Source organism: Aeromonas sp. S16(2024) (genome assembly GCF_041403065.1).
Lineage (GTDB): Bacteria > Pseudomonadota > Gammaproteobacteria > Enterobacterales > Aeromonadaceae > Aeromonas.
In genome coordinates, this window is sequence record NZ_JBGLQX010000037.1 from 1 (window position 1) to 15,933 (window position 15,933).

Here is a 15,933-nt window from a genome sequence, read left to right on the forward strand (position 1 = left end):
GGCCGTGCTCGACATCAAGTTTGCCAGGGTCACCCTGAAGGCCCCGGCCAACAAGCGTAGCGAGCCGGATATTCCGCTCTACTACGTGGGATGCATCGAGCAGAGCGATGCAGCCGACCGGCTGGAGTGGCACCTGCTGACCAGTGAAGCGGTGACCTGCGCCGGGCAGGCCAGCGAGATCATCAGCTACTACGAGCGGCGCTGGCTCATCGAGGATTATCACAAGGTCTGGAAGAGTGCGGGCACGCGGGTCGAGGCGTTGAGGATGCAGAGCCGGGAGAACCTGACGAGAATGAGCGTCATCCTGGCCTTTATCGCGGTGCGGCTGCTGCAGTTGCGATTTATCAAAGAGGAGCCTGCCGCGCAGGGAGAAAGCTGCGAAGCACTGCTGGGCACGAAGAGCTGGAAGTTGCTGTGGTTGAAGATGGAGAAGAGGGCCCTGCCGGATGAAGCCCCCGATATGGCGTGGGCGTACAAGAGCCTCGCGATACTGGGGGGCTGGAAGGACACCAAGCGCACGGGGCGAGCCTCGATAGCGGTGTTATGGGAGGGCTGGTTTAGGTTAGAGACCCTCCTTGAAGGCTATGAACTGGCGCTGTCTCTTGCGCATCAACAGTTGTGATCAAGAGACAGGCCAGAGGCCCCTTTTTCATTGCGAGAGGATCCTTGGGATCACACGGGATCCAGGGTATCCAGCGGCCAGCGCGGCACCGCCTTGACGACCAGCGGCTCGAACACGCCTGCCTTGAGGCGTTGCATGCCGGCATAGGCGATCATGGCGCCGTTGTCGGTGCAATACTCGGTACGCGGATAGAACACCTCGCCCTTGAGGTTCTCCATCAGCTCGGCCAGCTGGGCGCGCAGATGACGGTTGGCGCTGACGCCCCCGGCCACCACCAGGCGCTTGAGCCCGGTCTCTTTCAAGGCGCGGCGGCACTTGATGGCCAGGGTGTCGACCACCGCATCCTCAAACGCCCGGGCGATGTCGGCACGAGTCTGCTCATCGTCACCGTTGGCGGCTATGGTGTTGGCGGCAAAGGTCTTGAGGCCGGAGAAGCTCATGTCGAGCCCGGGTCTGTCGGTCATGGGGCGGGGGAAGGTGAAGCGTCCCGTGGTACCTTTCTCGGCCAGACGGGAGAGCAGGGGACCGCCCGGGTAGTCCAGCCCCATCAGCTTGGCTGTCTTGTCGAAGGCCTCGCCGGCGGCATCGTCGATGGATTCTCCCAGCAGCTGATAACTGCCGATGCCGTCGACCCGCACCAGCATGGAGTGACCGCCGGAGACCAGCAGCGCCACGAAGGGGAACTCGGGTGCCCGCTCCTCCAGCATGGGGGCCAGCAGGTGGCCCTCCATATGGTGCACCGCCACGGCGGGTTTACCCCAGGCCATGGCGAGGGAGCGGCCTATGGTCGCCCCCACCAGGATGGCGCCAACCAGACCCGGTCCCGCAGTGTAGGCGATGCCGTCGATGTCATCTTTACCCAGTCCCGCCTCTTGCAATGCGGCCTGGATCAAGGGGATCGTCTTGCGGACGTGATCCCGGCTGGCGAGCTCGGGGACGACGCCACCGTAGTCCGCATGCAGCTTGACCTGGCTGTACAACTGGTGGGAAAGGATCCCTTTTTGATCGTCGAAGATCGCGATCCCGGTTTCGTCACAGGATGTCTCTATGCCCAATACACGCATTGCTAAAAAATTTCACTGCTAAAATGAGACGGCTATGGTAACCTTCGCGGGTTTTTTAAACCAGAGCGATCTCTGCGGGTTTACTTTCATTCCCTGTCCAGAGTATAATTTCGCACCATTTTAAGACATGCTGATCGATTGAAGGTCAGCTAACCATATATCACTGAGGTGAAAGGCACATGCCAGTAATCAAAGTCCGTGAAAATGAGCCGTTTGACGTTGCTCTGCGTCGCTTCAAGCGTTCTTGCGAAAAGGCCGGTATCCTGTCTGAAGTTCGTAGCCGTGAGTTCTACGAGAAGCCGACTACCATTCGCAAGCGTGCCAAAGCGTCTGCCGTCAAGCGTCACGCCAAGAAGCTGTCCCGCGAAAACGCACGTCGTATCCGCCTGTACTAATCGGGGGATGATGCCGTGTCTCTGAAGGATCGACTCAAGGATCAACAAAAACTCGCCATGCTGGCCAAAGACAAGGCTCGCTTGGGAGCGATCCGTTTGTTGATGGCAGAAATCAAGCAGCGTGAAGTCGATACCCGTGTCGAGCTCAATGATGAGGATATCCTCGCTGTCGTGACCAAGATGGTCAAACAGCGCCGTGATTCCATCAGCCAATTTGAAGCTGCCGGTCGTCAGGATCTTGCCGACAAAGAGTCCGCCGAGATCCTGGTGCTGCAGGAATTCCTGCCGCAACAGCTGACCGCAGAGGAAATTGCCGTGTTGATCGAGCAAGCCATCACCGAAAGTGGGGCTGCCGTCATGGCGGACATGGGGAAAGTCATGGCTGTCTTGAAGCCGAAAATTCAGGGGCGTGCCGATGTCGGCGCCGTCAGTGCTCAGGTGAAAACCCGCTTGGCGTAACAGGCATTTCTCTTGTTAGTCGAAAGAAGCCGTGCTTCCCTGTGAATGCGCGGCTTTTTTATTTTCTCTGCAGTGAAACAGGACGGTTATGGCAGGCAGGATCCCACAATCCTTTATCGATGATCTGCTCGTACGCACAGACATAGTCGAGCTGATCGACTCGCGAGTGCGGCTGAAGAAGGCTGGCAAGAACTATCAGGCTTGTTGTCCTTTTCATAACGAAAAAAGCCCCTCTTTCACCGTCAGTCAGGAGAAGCAGTTCTACCACTGCTTCGGTTGCGGTGCTCACGGCAATGCCATCGGCTTTGTCATGGAGTACGACGGACTCGAATTCCCGGACGCCATCGAAGAGCTCGCCAGCATGCAGGGCATGCAGGTGCCTCGCGAGCAGAGCCTGGGCGGTTCTGGCAGTGCCCAACCCGCCGTCAGCAAGGATCTCTTTGAGCTGATGAACCAGATCGCCCGCTTCTACGAAAGCAACCTGAAGAGCGCTCCCCATGCGGTGGAGTACCTCAAAGGGCGTGGCCTGACCGGGGAAGTGGTCAAGCGCTTCAACATAGGTTATGCCCCGGGAGACTGGGATCAGGTGAGGCGCCGTTTCGGGGCCAGCCGGGATCACGAGCAGTTGCTTATCTCCGGCGGCATGTTGATCCCCCGAGACAGCGGCCCTGGCAGCTATGATCGCTTCCGTGATCGCATCATGTTCCCCATCCGCGACAAGCGGGGTCGGGTCATCGGCTTCGGTGGCCGGGTGCTGGGTGACGGCACTCCCAAGTACCTCAACTCCCCGGAAACCCCCATCTTCCACAAGGGGCGTGAACTGTTCGGCCTTTACGAGGTGAAGCAGGCACATAAGGATCCTCGCCGGATCCTGGTGGTGGAAGGCTACATGGACGTGGTAGCGCTCGGTCAGTACGACATCGACTATGCGGTTGCCGCGCTGGGCACCGCCACCACCAGCGACCATATCCACACCCTGTTTCGCACCACGGCCGAGGTGGTCTGCTGTTACGATGGCGACAACGCCGGTCGTGAAGCGGCCTGGCGGGCGCTGGATAATGCCCTCTCCCATCTGCAGGACGGGCGCGAACTGAAGTTCGTGTTCCTGCCCGATGGGGAGGATCCCGATTCTCTGGTCCGCCAGATCGGCAAGGAGGGGTTTGAGGCCTTGCTGGACGATGCTCAGCCCTTCGCCGATTTCATGTTCGAGCGTCTCGGGCGTGATGCCGCCCTTTCTGGCGAGGCGGGCAAGTTTGAAGTGGCCAACAAGGCCGCTGAGCTTATTCGCCGTGTACCGGAAGGGTTTACCCGCGAAGGGTTGATCACCCGGCTATCCAGCATGATGCGTTGGGGGGAGAACAAGCAGCGGATCGCCGAGCTGTTTGCCCGCAATAGCCAACCCAAGGGGGAGGTCAACAAACCCAAGGCCACCAAGTTAACGCCTCTGCGCCGTGCACTGGCTTTAATGATCCAGTACCCATCGGTAACGGCCGAACTGCCGGCCATGCCAGAACTGGCCGGGCTGCGCGTACAGGGCATCAAGTTCCTGTTGCAGCTGCATCAGCAGATCCTGACTCAGCCAGGGATTACCACTGGCATCTTGCTGGAGCACTGGCGCGGCACCAAGGAGGGGGAAATTCTGGCTCAGCTGGCCATGCACGACCTGTTTGAAGAGATCAAGCTCGACCAGGAGCCGGATATTCTGGGAGAATTGCAGGATACCTTCGTCGGTTTCATCAACCAGTTTCTGAAGCAACGAATCGAAGAATTACAGGCAAAGGTGGCTCAGGAAGGGCTAAGCTCTGAGGAAACACAGGAGCTGATGATGCTGATCAGAGAGGTACAGATTGAGAAAAGAAATGAGAGCGGGGCTTGATATTTGAGTGATTGGCCCCAATATGAATACCGTTGCCCGAATCGACGGGATTAAAAGCAAACATTTTATAACCGCCTGGCCCCGACAATACTGCGGGCAGGGGTTTCTCATGACCGACGCCGCAACCAGACATAGCATGTCTGGCGGTTTTCTATTAGAATTGGCTATTTGCGCAGCAGCGCACTGTACGCGCAACCTAGCAACACCAACCGGATGAGTTCTATGGAGCAAACCCCGCAGTCTCAGCTTAAACTCCTCGTTGCCAAAGGTAAAGAACAGGGCTACCTGACCTATGCCGAGGTGAACGATCACCTCCCGCAAGACATTGTCGACTCTGACCAGATCGAAGACATCATCCAGATGATCAACGATATGGGTATCCAGGTAGTGGAAAACGCCCCAGACGCCGATGATCTGATCATGGCCGAAGGTGGTACCGCCGATGAGGACGCTGCCGAAGCAGCGGCCCAGGCTCTGGCATCTGTTGAATCTGAGATTGGTCGCACGACCGATCCCGTCCGCATGTACATGCGGGAAATGGGTACCGTCGAACTGCTGACCCGTGAAGGCGAAATCGACATCGCCAAGCGGATCGAAGACGGTATCAACCAGGTACAAAGCTCCGTTGCCGAGTACCCTGAAGCCATCACTTACCTGCTCGAACAGTACGACAAGTACGAAGCCGAGCAACTGCGTCTGTCCGACATCATCTCCGGCTTTATCGATCCGAACGAAGCGGACGACGTGGCGCCTACCGCTACTCACATCGGCTCCGAACTCAGTGAAGACGATCTCGCTGACGAAGACGAAGATGAAGACGAGGATGAAGACGAAGACGGCGACAGCTCCGACGACGACGGGGACGGTGGTCCGGATCCGGAAGTCGCCCGCGAGAAGTTCGGCGAGCTGCGTGCCCAGTACGAAGTCACCCGTCTCTCCATCCAGAAGAATGGTCGCGCCCACGACGACACCCAGGCCGCCATCGCCCAGCTGGCCGATGTATTCCGTCAATTCCGCCTGATGCCCAAGCAGTTCGATCGCCTGGTCAACAACATGCGGGAGATGATGGAGCGGGTTCGCGTGCAGGAACGCATCATCATGAAGCTCTGCGTTGAGCAGGCCAAGATGCCGAAGAAGACCTTCGTCGCGGCCTTCACCAACAACGAGTGCGAGACTGCCTGGTTTGAATACCAGAAGCAGGCTGGCAAGGCCTGGTCTCCCCGTCTGCTCGAGATGGACGAAGAAGTGCTGCGTTCCATCGGCAAGCTGCAGCAGATCGAAGAAGAGACAGGTCTGTCCATCGCCCAGATCAAGGACATCAACCGTCGCATGAGCATTGGTGAGGCCAAGGCCCGCCGTGCGAAGAAAGAGATGGTCGAGGCCAACTTGCGTCTGGTTATCTCCATCGCCAAGAAGTACACCAACCGTGGTCTGCAGTTCCTGGATCTGATCCAGGAGGGCAACATAGGTTTGATGAAGGCGGTGGACAAGTTTGAATACCGTCGTGGCTACAAGTTCTCGACCTATGCCACCTGGTGGATCCGTCAGGCCATTACCCGCTCCATTGCGGATCAGGCCCGTACCATCCGTATCCCGGTGCACATGATCGAGACCATCAACAAGCTCAACCGTATCTCCCGCCAGATGCTGCAGGAGATGGGTCGCGAACCGAACCCGGAAGAGCTGGCCATGCGCATGGGCATGCCGGAAGACAAGATCCGCAAGGTACTGAAGATCGCCAAGGAGCCCATCTCCATGGAGACGCCCATCGGTGATGATGAAGACTCCCACTTGGGCGACTTCATCGAAGATACCACGCTCGCCCTGCCGGCAGATGCGGCCACCAGCGAGAGCCTGCGCAACGCCACCCGCGAAGTGCTGGCCGGCCTGACAGCCCGCGAAGCCAAGGTGCTGCGCATGCGTTTCGGTATCGACATGAACACTGACCACACCCTTGAGGAAGTGGGCAAGCAGTTCGACGTCACCCGTGAGCGTATTCGTCAGATCGAAGCCAAGGCACTGCGCAAACTGCGCCACCCGAGCCGCTCGGAAGTGCTGCGTAGCTTCCTGGACGAATAGTCCTGAGGCACCGCCTGAACTTGTCTCAAAAGCCCCGCCATGCGGGGCTTTGTTTTATCCGGCAGCCTGGGTGCAAAAGATTAGCGGATTAGTGGACAAAAACTCGCCAAGTGGTTGATCTGACTATGGACGGCTTATCTCACATCCCCTATAATCCACGCCGCAAAACCAAGATTCTGGCCCCTTAGCTCAGTTGGTTAGAGCAGTCGACTCATAATCGATTGGTCGCCCGTTCAAGTCGGGCAGGGGCCACCACATTCAGACAAAGCCGCTCATCATGAGCGGCTTTGTCGTTTCTGGCGTTTACCAGCGCCTGTCGAGATCCTCGGCGTAGAGTGCTATGGCGCGCCTGTAGGGGACGAGGGCAGGATCTGCGGTCGTCTCGGCCAGCACCGCCAGCAGCGTCTCCATCCCCTCCTTGTGGTGCCCCAGGTTGTAACTGGTCATGGCACGGAACACCCTGAACTCGGCGGCGTCCGGAAAGCGGGCCAGCCCCTGGTCGAAGGCGGCAAGGGCCTCGGTATATTGCCCGGTGCAGCGATAGGAGCTGCCAAGGCCGAGCCAGGCGCCGCGCAAGGAGGCCTCACCCAGCCCCAGCGTGATGGCCTTCTGGTAGAGGGGGATGGCCTGGGCCTCGCGCCCCTGCATGTCGTGCAGGCTGGCCACTTCGTAATGCAGTTCGGCGTGTTGCGGGTGCTCGATGAGTTGCAGCAGGCCGTGCTGGCGGGCTTCTTCGATCCGCCCCTCGGCCTTGAGGGTTTCCAATAGTTTCATATGCGCTCCTGTATGGGGATGTGAAGGCAGTATGCCTGCCTGTCGGCGAACAGGGAACGGGGGGACTGGCAGAGGCGTGATGGTGTCATCGGGCCCATGAAAAGGTCTCCTGCCCTGTGGGAAGGAGGCCATGGGGATGCCCGACGATCAGAGGGGCGTTACGCCCCTGCGGCTTACTGGGCGCTCAGGCTGTAGGCCAGGGTCTGGTCGTTGAAGCGCCCCCGGTACTGGCCGCTGATCGGGGTCAGTATGTCGGCTCCGGCCAGCTCGGCCACGCCGTCCTTGTCGGTGTCGCCGTAGTTGGTGATGTCACCGCTGTGGTGGAAGTCGTTGTGGCCGAACTGGGGATACTGATATTGCCCCGAGTTGTCACGTCGTTGAGGGGGTAAAGCCGGTGCGGCCGCCAGTAAGAGGTGGCCTTGCGGCCGGACCGGCGGGAAAGGAAGACGGGCACAGTGGTGCCCGTCTGCTTCAGGAATGGGGCTCCCGCTGACGCTGCGACATCCTGCGCCGGCGGCGGGGCAGCATGCGGGTCACCAGGTTGCTGCGCTGACGCCAGGAGGTGTAGACGATGGCGCACAGGTGCAGGGCTATCATGGCCTGTAGCGCCCAGGTACACCATTCGTGCCAGTCGTCTGCCCCCAGCTCGAAGCCGGTCTCGGTGTTCTGGAACCAGCCGCTGCCAGCGGTCGCCAGCACCAGCAGCCAGAGTGCCCAGACCGCCAGCTTGCCGCTGCCGTGATGGCCGGGCGCCGCGGGGGCGCGCTCGCGCAGCGCCACCGCCTGCTGGCGGAAATCGTCCCGGCTCGGGACGAGGGCGCTCAGGCGGGCATGGCCCCGTGCCAGGGTGAGCCCCCACAGCAGGCGCAAGCCGATCAGGGCCATGGCGCCATAGCCCAGCCACTCATGCCACTCCTCGCCCGCCTCGTTGAGCCAGAGGTTGCCGATGCAGACCGCTGCCACACCCCAGTGGGTGAGGCGGACCAGACCATCCCAGTGGAAGGGATCAGCCTTTCTGCTTGGCATATTGGTGGTACTCCTTCTTCAGGTCGTTGACCTTGGCCAGGTGGGTCTGGGCCTTCTCCTGATCACCGGCCTGCAGGGCCGCCAGGCTGGCATCCAGCTCGCTCTGCACCTTGTTCATGCCCTCGAGGAACTTCTCCTTCTTGGCAGCCGGCATGTTTCTCTCCCTGGCCACATCGAGCTGAGCCTTCATCTCCTTGATGTGTTTCTCCATGGTGGCCGCATCATCTGCCTTGACGGCCTGCTTGTAGTTGAAGCCGATCTTCTTCATCGGCTGCTCCAGATCGCCGGCCATGGCGGGCAGGGTCATCAGGCCAAACATCAGGGGCAGCAGCAAGGGACGCACAGTTTTCAACATGGGATTTCCTTATGAGACGACGAGATTGCAGGTTCTTATGGCACTCATTTGAGTGCGGTATCATACAGCATGATGCCATGAAAGCGGGGCAATTGTATGGGGAAAGTGCGACCAATTGTGACGAGATGTGTGCATTGTGCTGTACATATGTAGTCAGAAGGGGATGAGCCGGGGGCGGAAACAGGGCGGCAACCCGGGGCAGTGGACCCGAGGCTGCGAGCGGTGCGAAGGGGATGGATGCCGCCTTGCCACCCCCATGCCGGGCTGGGGGGGAAGTCTGAAACCTGCAGGGCGGTCCCCGGTGGCCAGGCAGCAAAAAGGGCCCGCAGGCCCTTGTGTTCGGTGGGGGAGGCGGCCTTTATTTGGCCTGCTCGCGCTCGATGGCGCGCCAGCCGATGTCCTTGCGGTAGAAGACACCGTCCCACTGAATGCGACCCGCCAGCTGGTAGGCGCGTTGCTGCGCCTCGGCGACGGTGTGACCCAGCGCGGTGGCGCACAGCACGCGGCCACCGGCGGTGACTATGGTGTCTCCCGCCAGCTGGGAGCCGGCATGGAATACCTTCTCGCCGCTTGCCTCTTCCACCGGCAGGCCGCTGATGGGCTTGCCCTGCTGGTAGTCACCGGGGTAACCGCCCGCCGCCAGCACCACGCCGATGGCGACGCGGGGATCATAGATGGCTTCGACCTGATCCAGCTTGCCGGCACAGGCGGCCAGGCAGAGCTCCACCAGATCGGAGCGCATGCGCAGCATGATGGGCTGGGTCTCGGGGTCGCCGAAGCGACAGTTGAACTCGATCACCTTGGGGTTGCCTTCGGCATCGATCATCAGGCCGGCGTAGAGGAAGCCGGTGTAGACGTTGCCCTCGGCCGCCATGCCGCGCACCGTCGGCATGATCACCTGCTCCATTACTTTTTGATGCACCGCATCTGTCACCACGGGCGCCGGGGAGTAGGCCCCCATGCCGCCGGTGTTGAGGCCGGTGTCGCCGTCGCCCACCCGCTTGTGATCCTGGCTGGTGGCCATGGGCAGCACGTGCTCGCCGTCCACCATGACGATGAAGCTCGCCTCTTCCCCGTCCAGGAACTCCTCGATCACCACACGGGCACCGGCGTCGCCGAAGGCATTGCCGGAGAGCATGTCGCGCACTGCCGCTTCCGCCTCTTCGAGGGTCATGGCGACGATGACGCCCTTGCCTGCCGCCAGACCGTCAGCCTTGATGACGATGGGGGCACCCTTCTCGCGCAGGTAGGCCAGCGCCGGCTCCATCTCGGTGAAGTTCTGGTACTCGGCGGTGGGGATGGCGTGGCGCGCCAGGAAGTCCTTGGCGAAGGCCTTGGAGCCCTCCAGCTGGGCGGCTGCGGCGGTCGGGCCGAAGATGGCGAGCCCTTCGGCACGGAAGGCATCCACCACCCCTTTCACCAGGGGCGCTTCCGGCCCGACTATGGTGAGACCGATCTGCTGGGTTTTGGCGAAGGCCAGCAGGGCCTGGATGTCGGTCGCCTCGATGGTGACGTTCTCTATGCTGCCCTCGTGGGCGGTGCCGGCATTGCCGGGGGCGACGAACACCCGGGTCACCATGGGGGATTGCTTGGCTTTCCAGGCCAGGGCGTGCTCACGGCCGCCGTTGCCAATGATCAGTACTTTCATCGTATCGCTCGCTTCTATTTGTGATAACCGCTTGGGGCAGCGGTTGAAAATAGTCAGTTGAAAAGAGACAACAAAAGGGCCGCCAGTGGCGGCCCTGACTCATCAGTGACGGAAATGGCGCATGTTGGTGAACACCATGCACATGCCGTGCTCGTTGGCGGCCTCGATCACCTCGTTGTCACGCATGGAGCCACCTGGCTGGATGACGCAGGAGATGCCCGCGGCAGCGGCGGCATCTATGCCGTCGCGGAACGGGAAGAAGGCGTCGGAGGCCATGACGGAGCCCGCCACGGTCAGCCCTTCATCCTCGGCCTTGATGCCGGCGATCTTGGCGGAGTAGACCCGGCTCATCTGGCCGGCGCCCACGCCTATGGTCTGGCCGTCTTTGGCGTAGACGATGGCGTTGGACTTGACGAACTTGGCGACCTTCCAGCAGAACAGCAGATCCTTGAGTTCGGCCTCGGTGGGCTGACGCTGGCTGACCACGGTCAGATCCCCCAGGGTGACCATGCCGTGATCCCGCTCCTGCACCAGCAGGCCGCCGTTGACGCGCTTGAGGTCAAAGCCCTGGGCCGGGGCAGTCCACTGGCCGCATTCGAGCAGACGCACGTTCTGCTTGGCGGCGACCGCCTCGCGGGCCGCCTGGCTGATGCTGGGGGCGATGATCACCTCGACGAACTGACGGGCGACGATGGCCGCCGCGGTGGCACCATCCAGCTCGCGGTTGAAGGCGATGATGCCGCCAAAGGCGGAGGTGGGGTCGGTCTGGTAGGCGCGATCGTAGGCACCCAGCAGATCCTCACCGATGGCGACGCCGCACGGATTGGCGTGCTTGACGATGACGCAGGCCGGCTCGGCGAACTCCTTCACGCACTCCAGCGCCGCGTCTGTGTCGGCGATGTTGTTGTAGGAGAGCGCCTTGCCCTGCAGCTGGATGGCGCTAGCCACCGAGCCCGGTGCGGCTTGCTCTTCGGCGTAGAAGGCGGCAGCCTGGTGGCTGTTCTCGCCGTAGCGCATGTCCTGCTTCTTGATGAACTGGGCGTTGAAGGTGCGCGGGAAGCGAGACTCGGCGTCGCCCTCCTTGTTGTCACCGTAGGAGGGGACCAGGGTGCCGAAGTAGTTGGCTATCATGCCGTCGTAGGCGGCGGTGTGTTCGAAGGCGGCGATGGCGAGATCGAAGCGGGTAGCCAGGGTCAGGCTGTTGCCGTTGCCATCCATCTCGGCGATCACCCGGCCGTAATCGGCCGCCTTGACGACTATGGTGACGTCCTTGTGGTTCTTGGCGGCGGAGCGAACCATGGTCGGGCCGCCGATGTCGATGTTCTCGACGGCGTCTTCCAAAGTGCAACCGGGCTTGGCCACGGTGGCGGCGAAGGGATAGAGGTTGACGACGACCATGTCGATGGGGGAGATAGCGTGCTGGGCCATGATGGCGTCATCCCGGTCGCGGCGGCCGAGGATGCCACCGTGCACCTTGGGGTGCAGGGTCTTGACCCGGCCGTCCATCATCTCGGGGAAGCCGGTGTAGTCGGAGACCTCGGTCACCGGCAGGCCCGCGTCGGCCAGCAGCTTGGCGGTTCCACCGGTGGAGAGCAGGGCCACACCACGCTCGTTGAGTGCCTTGGCAAATTCCAGGATGCCAGTCTTGTCAGACACACTCAGCAGCGCACGGCGAATGGGTCGAGCTTGTTCCATCACACTATCGTCCTCAGCATAACGGGGACCGTTCCATGGGAGGCGAGGCTCAACACAGAGAGTCCCCAAATAAATGGAAGTGGGGGATTTCGCAAACCACTCTCGCCCGGCGAGCCGGGGGTTGGCAAAAGCGTTTTAGGAAATGCCCGCTTGACGCGACGCTCTCTTGTGGGCGCGTATTCTACACAAAAAATGTGAGCTGTGGTGGATTTTTTAAAGAGACAAAGCCTTGTGTGGTGCGGTGTTAAACGTTTTCTGGTGATTTTTTGTGAAACGTTTGTCTTTTCAGTGTTTTGGCACTGAAGGGCCGGGATCGCCCGGGTTGTCTACTGCTTTCCCGCCTTTGGCTGGCAATCGCCGGGCAAAAGGGCGATAGTGGAAGCCGGTTTATATTGAGTACCATTTTGGGCGCTATGCCATGTCGGGGAGAGGGTTATGTATCGGATCGGGGAACTGGCCAAGGCGTGCGGGGTGAAGGCGGACACCCTGCGCTTTTACGAGAAGAACGGGCTCATCTCGCCGGGGATCCGCAACGAGTCTGGCTACCGCCTCTATGGGGAGCAGGACAGGCGGCGGCTGGAGTTCATCATCCGCGCCAAGTCGGTGGGTTTCTCCCTGGCAGACATAGGGGAGCTGCTCGCCCTCGACACCAACAAGGCGCGGGTGACCTGCCAGGAGGTAAAGGCGGTGGCCGACACCAAGCTTGAACAGGTGGAGCAGAAGATCCTGGAGCTGACCCGCTTTCGGGAGAACCTGAAGGCGCTCTCCGACATCTGCTGCGGTGGCCCCCGCTCGGCGGAGCACTGCGCCATCCTGGAGACCCTGGAGTCCGGCGTCCCCTCCCGTCACGAGCATCACGACCATGAGCACTGAGTGCCATCGTCCCCGGGTCTCTGCCTTCCTCGCCCTCTCCCTCGACGGTTTTATCGCGGGGGAGGGCGGGGATCTTGACTGGCTCACCCTCTATGGCGGCGACTCCCAGGAGGAGACCGGCTACAGCGCCCTGATGGCCAGCGCCGATCTGCTGCTGATGGGGCGCAACAGCTATGAAACCGTGCTCGGCTTCCCCGAGTGGCCCTATGGCGACAAACCTGTGACTGTGCTGACCCACAGGCCCGCCACGCCCCGTGCTCATGTCTCTTTCCGGCAGGGGGCGCTGGCGCGGGTGCTGAGGGAGCTGGGGCAGGAGGGGGCGCGTCACATCTATCTGGACGGTGGCGAGGTCGTGAGGCAGGGCCTGCAGGCCGCGCTGGTGGACGAGCTGACCCTGTTCTGGGTGCCGGTCACCCTGGGGGCCGGCGTTTCCCTGTGGACGCAAGCCCTGCCCGGGCGCCTGGTCCCTGTGTCCAGCGCCGTGCTGCCGAGCGGCCTGGTGCGGGTCGTCTATCACCGGCCTGAGCCTACCGCCTGAGCCCTTGCAGGCAGACGGCAAGAGGCGCACAATCGGTGCGTTTTTTCGCCGTCCTGAGCTGCCTCCTTGGCCCCTCGTTCGGCAAAGTGCCATCCATTACCATCACAGCAAAGGAGCCAGCATGGCCAAGAAGAAGGTGGCCCTCGCCACCACTGAACCCGTCCACGATCATCAGCGCGGCATCATCCAGGACAACCACCTCAAGGCACTGGTGACCTCCCCCCTGTTCCAGGCCAGGGTCGAGCCAAGCAAGAAGGGCAAGGGTAGCTACCAGCGCAAGGCCAAGCACGGCAAGCGGTGGGAGCTCGGTCAACAGCAGATGATGCGCATCTGCTGCTGAGCGGGTTTCTGCTTTGGAACCTGTCCACGATCTTGCTGCGAGGCCGTGATCAAGGCTCATGTGCTGCTCGCAATCCTCATGTGTACTTACACACTCCGGTTCCTGCGCAGCTCTTCACCTTGCTGACAGCCTCTCGCGACAGACCGTGAACAGGTTCCTGGAACCAAAACAAGCGGGGCGCTCATGGCGCCCCGCTTGTGTTCCATCTGGTTAAAGGCGGTTACCTCATTCGTCCATAAAGAGCTCGAGCAGCACGTTCAGGTAGCGATGGCCGAGGGAGGTCAGCTGCCAGCACTCTCCCAGGTCTTCGATAAGCTCCTTGGTCTGGGCAACAGCGAGCATGGTCTCCACCCGCTCCAGCGGCAGCCCGGTATAGGCCTCGAACTCCGCCTTGGGGGCGGGCTCGAAGAGCCGGAAGCGGTTCATAAAGTACTCCAGCGGCAGATCGTCCGCGCTCACCTGCCACTGGCTGTCCAGATAGGGGCGGGCAGGGTCCAGATACCCCTTGGGGTGCTTCACCTTGGCGGTGCGCAGGATCTGCTGGTTCGCGAGATCCGTCACCTTGCCGTGGGCGCCGCAGCCTATGCCCAGATAGTCGCCAAAGCGCCAGTAGTTGAGGTTGTGGCGGCACTGATAGCCCGCCTTGGCGTAGGCCGAGATCTCGTACTGCTGATAACCCTGGGCGGTGAGCATGGCGTGGCCCTGCTCGTAGATGTCCCACAGGGTGTCGTCTTCCGGCAGCTTGGGGGGCTTGGAGGCGAACGCCGTGTTCGGCTCTATGGTGAGCTGATACCAGGAGAGATGCGGCGGCGCGCAGTCGATGGCCTGCTGCAGATCATAGAGGGCGTCCTCCAGGCTCTGATCCGGCAGGCCGTGCATCAGATCCAGGTTGAAGGTGGGAAGCGATATGGCATGGGCCAGCTCGGCGGCCTTGCGCGCCTCTTCCGGGCCGTGGATGCGGCCGAGGCGGGTCAATTTTTCCTGCTGGAAGCTCTGCACCCCGATGGAGATGCGGTTGATGCCGGCTCGCTGGAAGCCGGCGAACTTGTCCGCCTCCACCGTGCCCGGGTTGGCCTCCATGGTGATCTCGCAGTCCGGGGTCAGGGCGATGCGCCCACGCACCCCGTCCAGCAGCGCCTGCATGGCCTCCACGGAGAGCAGACTCGGCGTACCACCGCCGATGAAGATGGAGGAGAGCGGGCGCCCCTGGGCCCAGTGCAGATCATTATCCAGATCCTCCAGCAGGGCGGCCACGTACTCGAGGTGGGGCAGCTCCCCCTTCTGGGCGTGAGAGTTGAAGTCGCAGTAGGGGCACTTCTGGACGCACCAGGGCACATGGATATAGAGGGAGAGGGGCGGCAGTTGCAGCATGGTGTTTCCAGTATTCAAAAAATCAAAATGGGGGCCGGTCGGGTGGCCCCCATTGTAGATGAAATGCGTGCCGGCGTATCCCGGCGCCCGGTCGGGTCTCAGTGCGCCGCGGCCAGCGCCGCCTTGAGCTTGGCCAGGGCCTGGCCGCGATGGCTGAGCTGGTTCTTGAGCTCCGCCGGCATCTGGGCCGAGGTGCAGTCGTGATCCGGCACGAAGAACACGGGATCATAGCCAAAGCCGTGCTGACCGCGGGGCTCGTCGATGATCATCCCCTCCCAGCTCGCCTGGCAGATGATGGGGGTGGGATCGTCGGCGTGGCGCATATAGACCAGCACACACCAGAAGCGGGCGCTCTTGAGGTAGTCGGGGGCGCCTTGCAGCTCGGCCAGCAGCTTGTCGATGTTCTCCTTGTCGCTGGCACCGGCGCCGGCAAAGCGGGCGGAGTAGACGCCGGGGCGACCGTGCAGCAGGTCCACTTCCAGGCCTGAGTCGTCGGCAACGGCGGGCAGGCCTGTGATGCGGGCGGCGTGGCGTGCCTTGATGATGGCATTCTCGACGAAGGTGGTGCCGGTCTCGTCGGCATCGGAGACCGCAAACTCGCTCTGTGGGATCACCTGGATCTTCATATCGGCCAGCATGGCGGCCAATTCCTTCACCTTTTTCTGGTTCCCTGTTGCCAGGACAAGCTTGTTCATCACGCACCTCCGCAAAAATAATCTGCGCATTCTATGCGGGGCAGGGGTTTAGTAAAAGCGCCAATTGCCTGCAATCCGGCACCGGTTGTGGGTCGCCCTGGCCGCGCTGAGAGGTGGATAAAA

16 protein-coding genes and 1 tRNA gene are annotated in these 15,933 nt (G+C 61.5%); 9 read left to right on the forward strand and 8 right to left on the reverse strand.

The genetic code is table 11. The features are described 5' to 3' along the window. Positions 1–622: IS4 family transposase (locus tag ACB030_RS19135; RefSeq protein WP_371161990.1), on the forward strand; the 622-nt coding region annotated here is incomplete at its 5' end. Positions 623–672: 50 nt separating this feature from the next. On the opposite strand, the gene tsaD is transcribed toward ACB030_RS19135, so the two are convergent. After that, entirely contained in the window at positions 673–1,686 is a 1,014-nt protein-coding gene (tsaD, locus tag ACB030_RS19140; RefSeq protein ID WP_371161992.1) for a tRNA (adenosine(37)-N6)-threonylcarbamoyltransferase complex transferase subunit TsaD, read from the reverse strand. Positions 1,687–1,865: 179 nt separating this feature from the next. Here tsaD and rpsU point away from each other — a divergent pair, with 179 nt between their 5' ends. The 5 genes from rpsU (at position 1,866) to ACB030_RS19165 (ending at position 6,750) form a co-directional block, all read left to right on the forward strand. Then, positions 1,866–2,081, forward strand: a complete 216-nt coding sequence (gene rpsU / locus ACB030_RS19145) for a 30S ribosomal protein S21 (RefSeq protein WP_005309452.1) — start codon at positions 1,866–1,868, stop codon at positions 2,079–2,081. A 15-nt stretch (positions 2,082–2,096) separates the two neighbouring features. Next, positions 2,097–2,540 (forward strand): GatB/YqeY domain-containing protein, encoded by a 444-nt coding sequence (locus ACB030_RS19150; protein ID WP_202047197.1) that lies wholly within the window; start codon positions 2,097–2,099, stop codon positions 2,538–2,540. A gap of 88 nt (positions 2,541–2,628) precedes the next feature. Next, the gene (gene dnaG / locus ACB030_RS19155) at positions 2,629–4,416 is read left to right on the forward strand and encodes a DNA primase (RefSeq protein WP_371161994.1); all 1,788 of its coding nucleotides are present in this window, start codon (positions 2,629–2,631) and stop codon (positions 4,414–4,416) included. Positions 4,417–4,599: 183 nt separating this feature from the next. Continuing rightward, a complete protein-coding gene (gene rpoD / locus ACB030_RS19160; protein WP_289976629.1) occupies positions 4,600–6,495 on the forward strand; it encodes an RNA polymerase sigma factor RpoD in 1,896 nt (631 codons plus the stop codon). A 178-nt stretch (positions 6,496–6,673) separates the two neighbouring features. Continuing rightward, positions 6,674–6,750: transfer RNA gene (locus ACB030_RS19165), tRNA-Ile, on the forward strand. A gap of 48 nt (positions 6,751–6,798) precedes the next feature. On the opposite strand, the gene ACB030_RS19170 is transcribed toward ACB030_RS19165, so the two are convergent. The 5 genes from ACB030_RS19170 to purH form a co-directional block, all read right to left on the reverse strand. Then, positions 6,799–7,269 (reverse strand): tetratricopeptide repeat protein, encoded by a 471-nt coding sequence (locus ACB030_RS19170; protein WP_371161996.1) that lies wholly within the window; start codon positions 7,267–7,269, stop codon positions 6,799–6,801. Positions 7,270–7,740: 471 nt separating this feature from the next. Then, positions 7,741–8,295, reverse strand: coding sequence for a cytochrome b/b6 domain-containing protein (locus ACB030_RS19175; protein WP_371161998.1), 555 nt, complete (start codon positions 8,293–8,295; stop codon positions 7,741–7,743). Continuing rightward, entirely contained in the window at positions 8,276–8,650 is a 375-nt protein-coding gene (locus ACB030_RS19180; RefSeq protein ID WP_371162000.1) for a cytochrome b562, read from the reverse strand. Before ACB030_RS19180 ends, ACB030_RS19175 begins: the two co-directional genes overlap by 20 nt. A gap of 358 nt (positions 8,651–9,008) precedes the next feature. Beyond that, complete coding sequence (purD, locus tag ACB030_RS19185) at positions 9,009–10,298, reverse strand: phosphoribosylamine--glycine ligase (RefSeq protein ID WP_371162002.1); 1,290 nt, start codon at positions 10,296–10,298, stop codon at positions 9,009–9,011. A gap of 102 nt (positions 10,299–10,400) precedes the next feature. Further along, positions 10,401–11,993 (reverse strand): bifunctional phosphoribosylaminoimidazolecarboxamide formyltransferase/IMP cyclohydrolase, encoded by a 1,593-nt coding sequence (gene purH, locus ACB030_RS19190; protein WP_265435110.1) that lies wholly within the window; start codon positions 11,991–11,993, stop codon positions 10,401–10,403. Between the two features lie 435 nt (positions 11,994–12,428). Between purH and zntR the strand changes: the two genes are divergently transcribed. From zntR to ACB030_RS19205, 3 genes are all read left to right on the forward strand, one after another. Beyond that, positions 12,429–12,866: a Zn(2+)-responsive transcriptional regulator gene (gene zntR, locus ACB030_RS19195; protein WP_202047191.1), complete on the forward strand. Its 438-nt coding sequence runs from the start codon at positions 12,429–12,431 to the stop codon at positions 12,864–12,866. Continuing rightward, positions 12,856–13,404, forward strand: coding sequence for a dihydrofolate reductase family protein (locus ACB030_RS19200; protein ID WP_371162005.1), 549 nt, complete (start codon positions 12,856–12,858; stop codon positions 13,402–13,404). The genes zntR and ACB030_RS19200 overlap by 11 nt, the downstream gene beginning before the upstream one ends. 121 nt (positions 13,405–13,525) lie before the next feature. Continuing rightward, positions 13,526–13,744: an alternative ribosome-rescue factor A gene (locus ACB030_RS19205; protein WP_371162007.1), complete on the forward strand. Its 219-nt coding sequence runs from the start codon at positions 13,526–13,528 to the stop codon at positions 13,742–13,744. A gap of 225 nt (positions 13,745–13,969) precedes the next feature. Here ACB030_RS19205 and hemW read toward each other — a convergent pair whose 3' ends face one another. Then, positions 13,970–15,115, reverse strand: a complete 1,146-nt coding sequence (gene hemW / locus ACB030_RS19210; RefSeq protein WP_371162009.1) for a radical SAM family heme chaperone HemW — start codon at positions 15,113–15,115, stop codon at positions 13,970–13,972. Positions 15,116–15,213: 98 nt separating this feature from the next. Then, on the reverse strand, positions 15,214–15,810 hold the full coding sequence (gene rdgB, locus ACB030_RS19215) for an RdgB/HAM1 family non-canonical purine NTP pyrophosphatase (protein ID WP_025328225.1): 597 nt from the start codon (positions 15,808–15,810) through the stop codon (positions 15,214–15,216). Positions 15,811–15,933 lie beyond the last annotated feature (123 nt).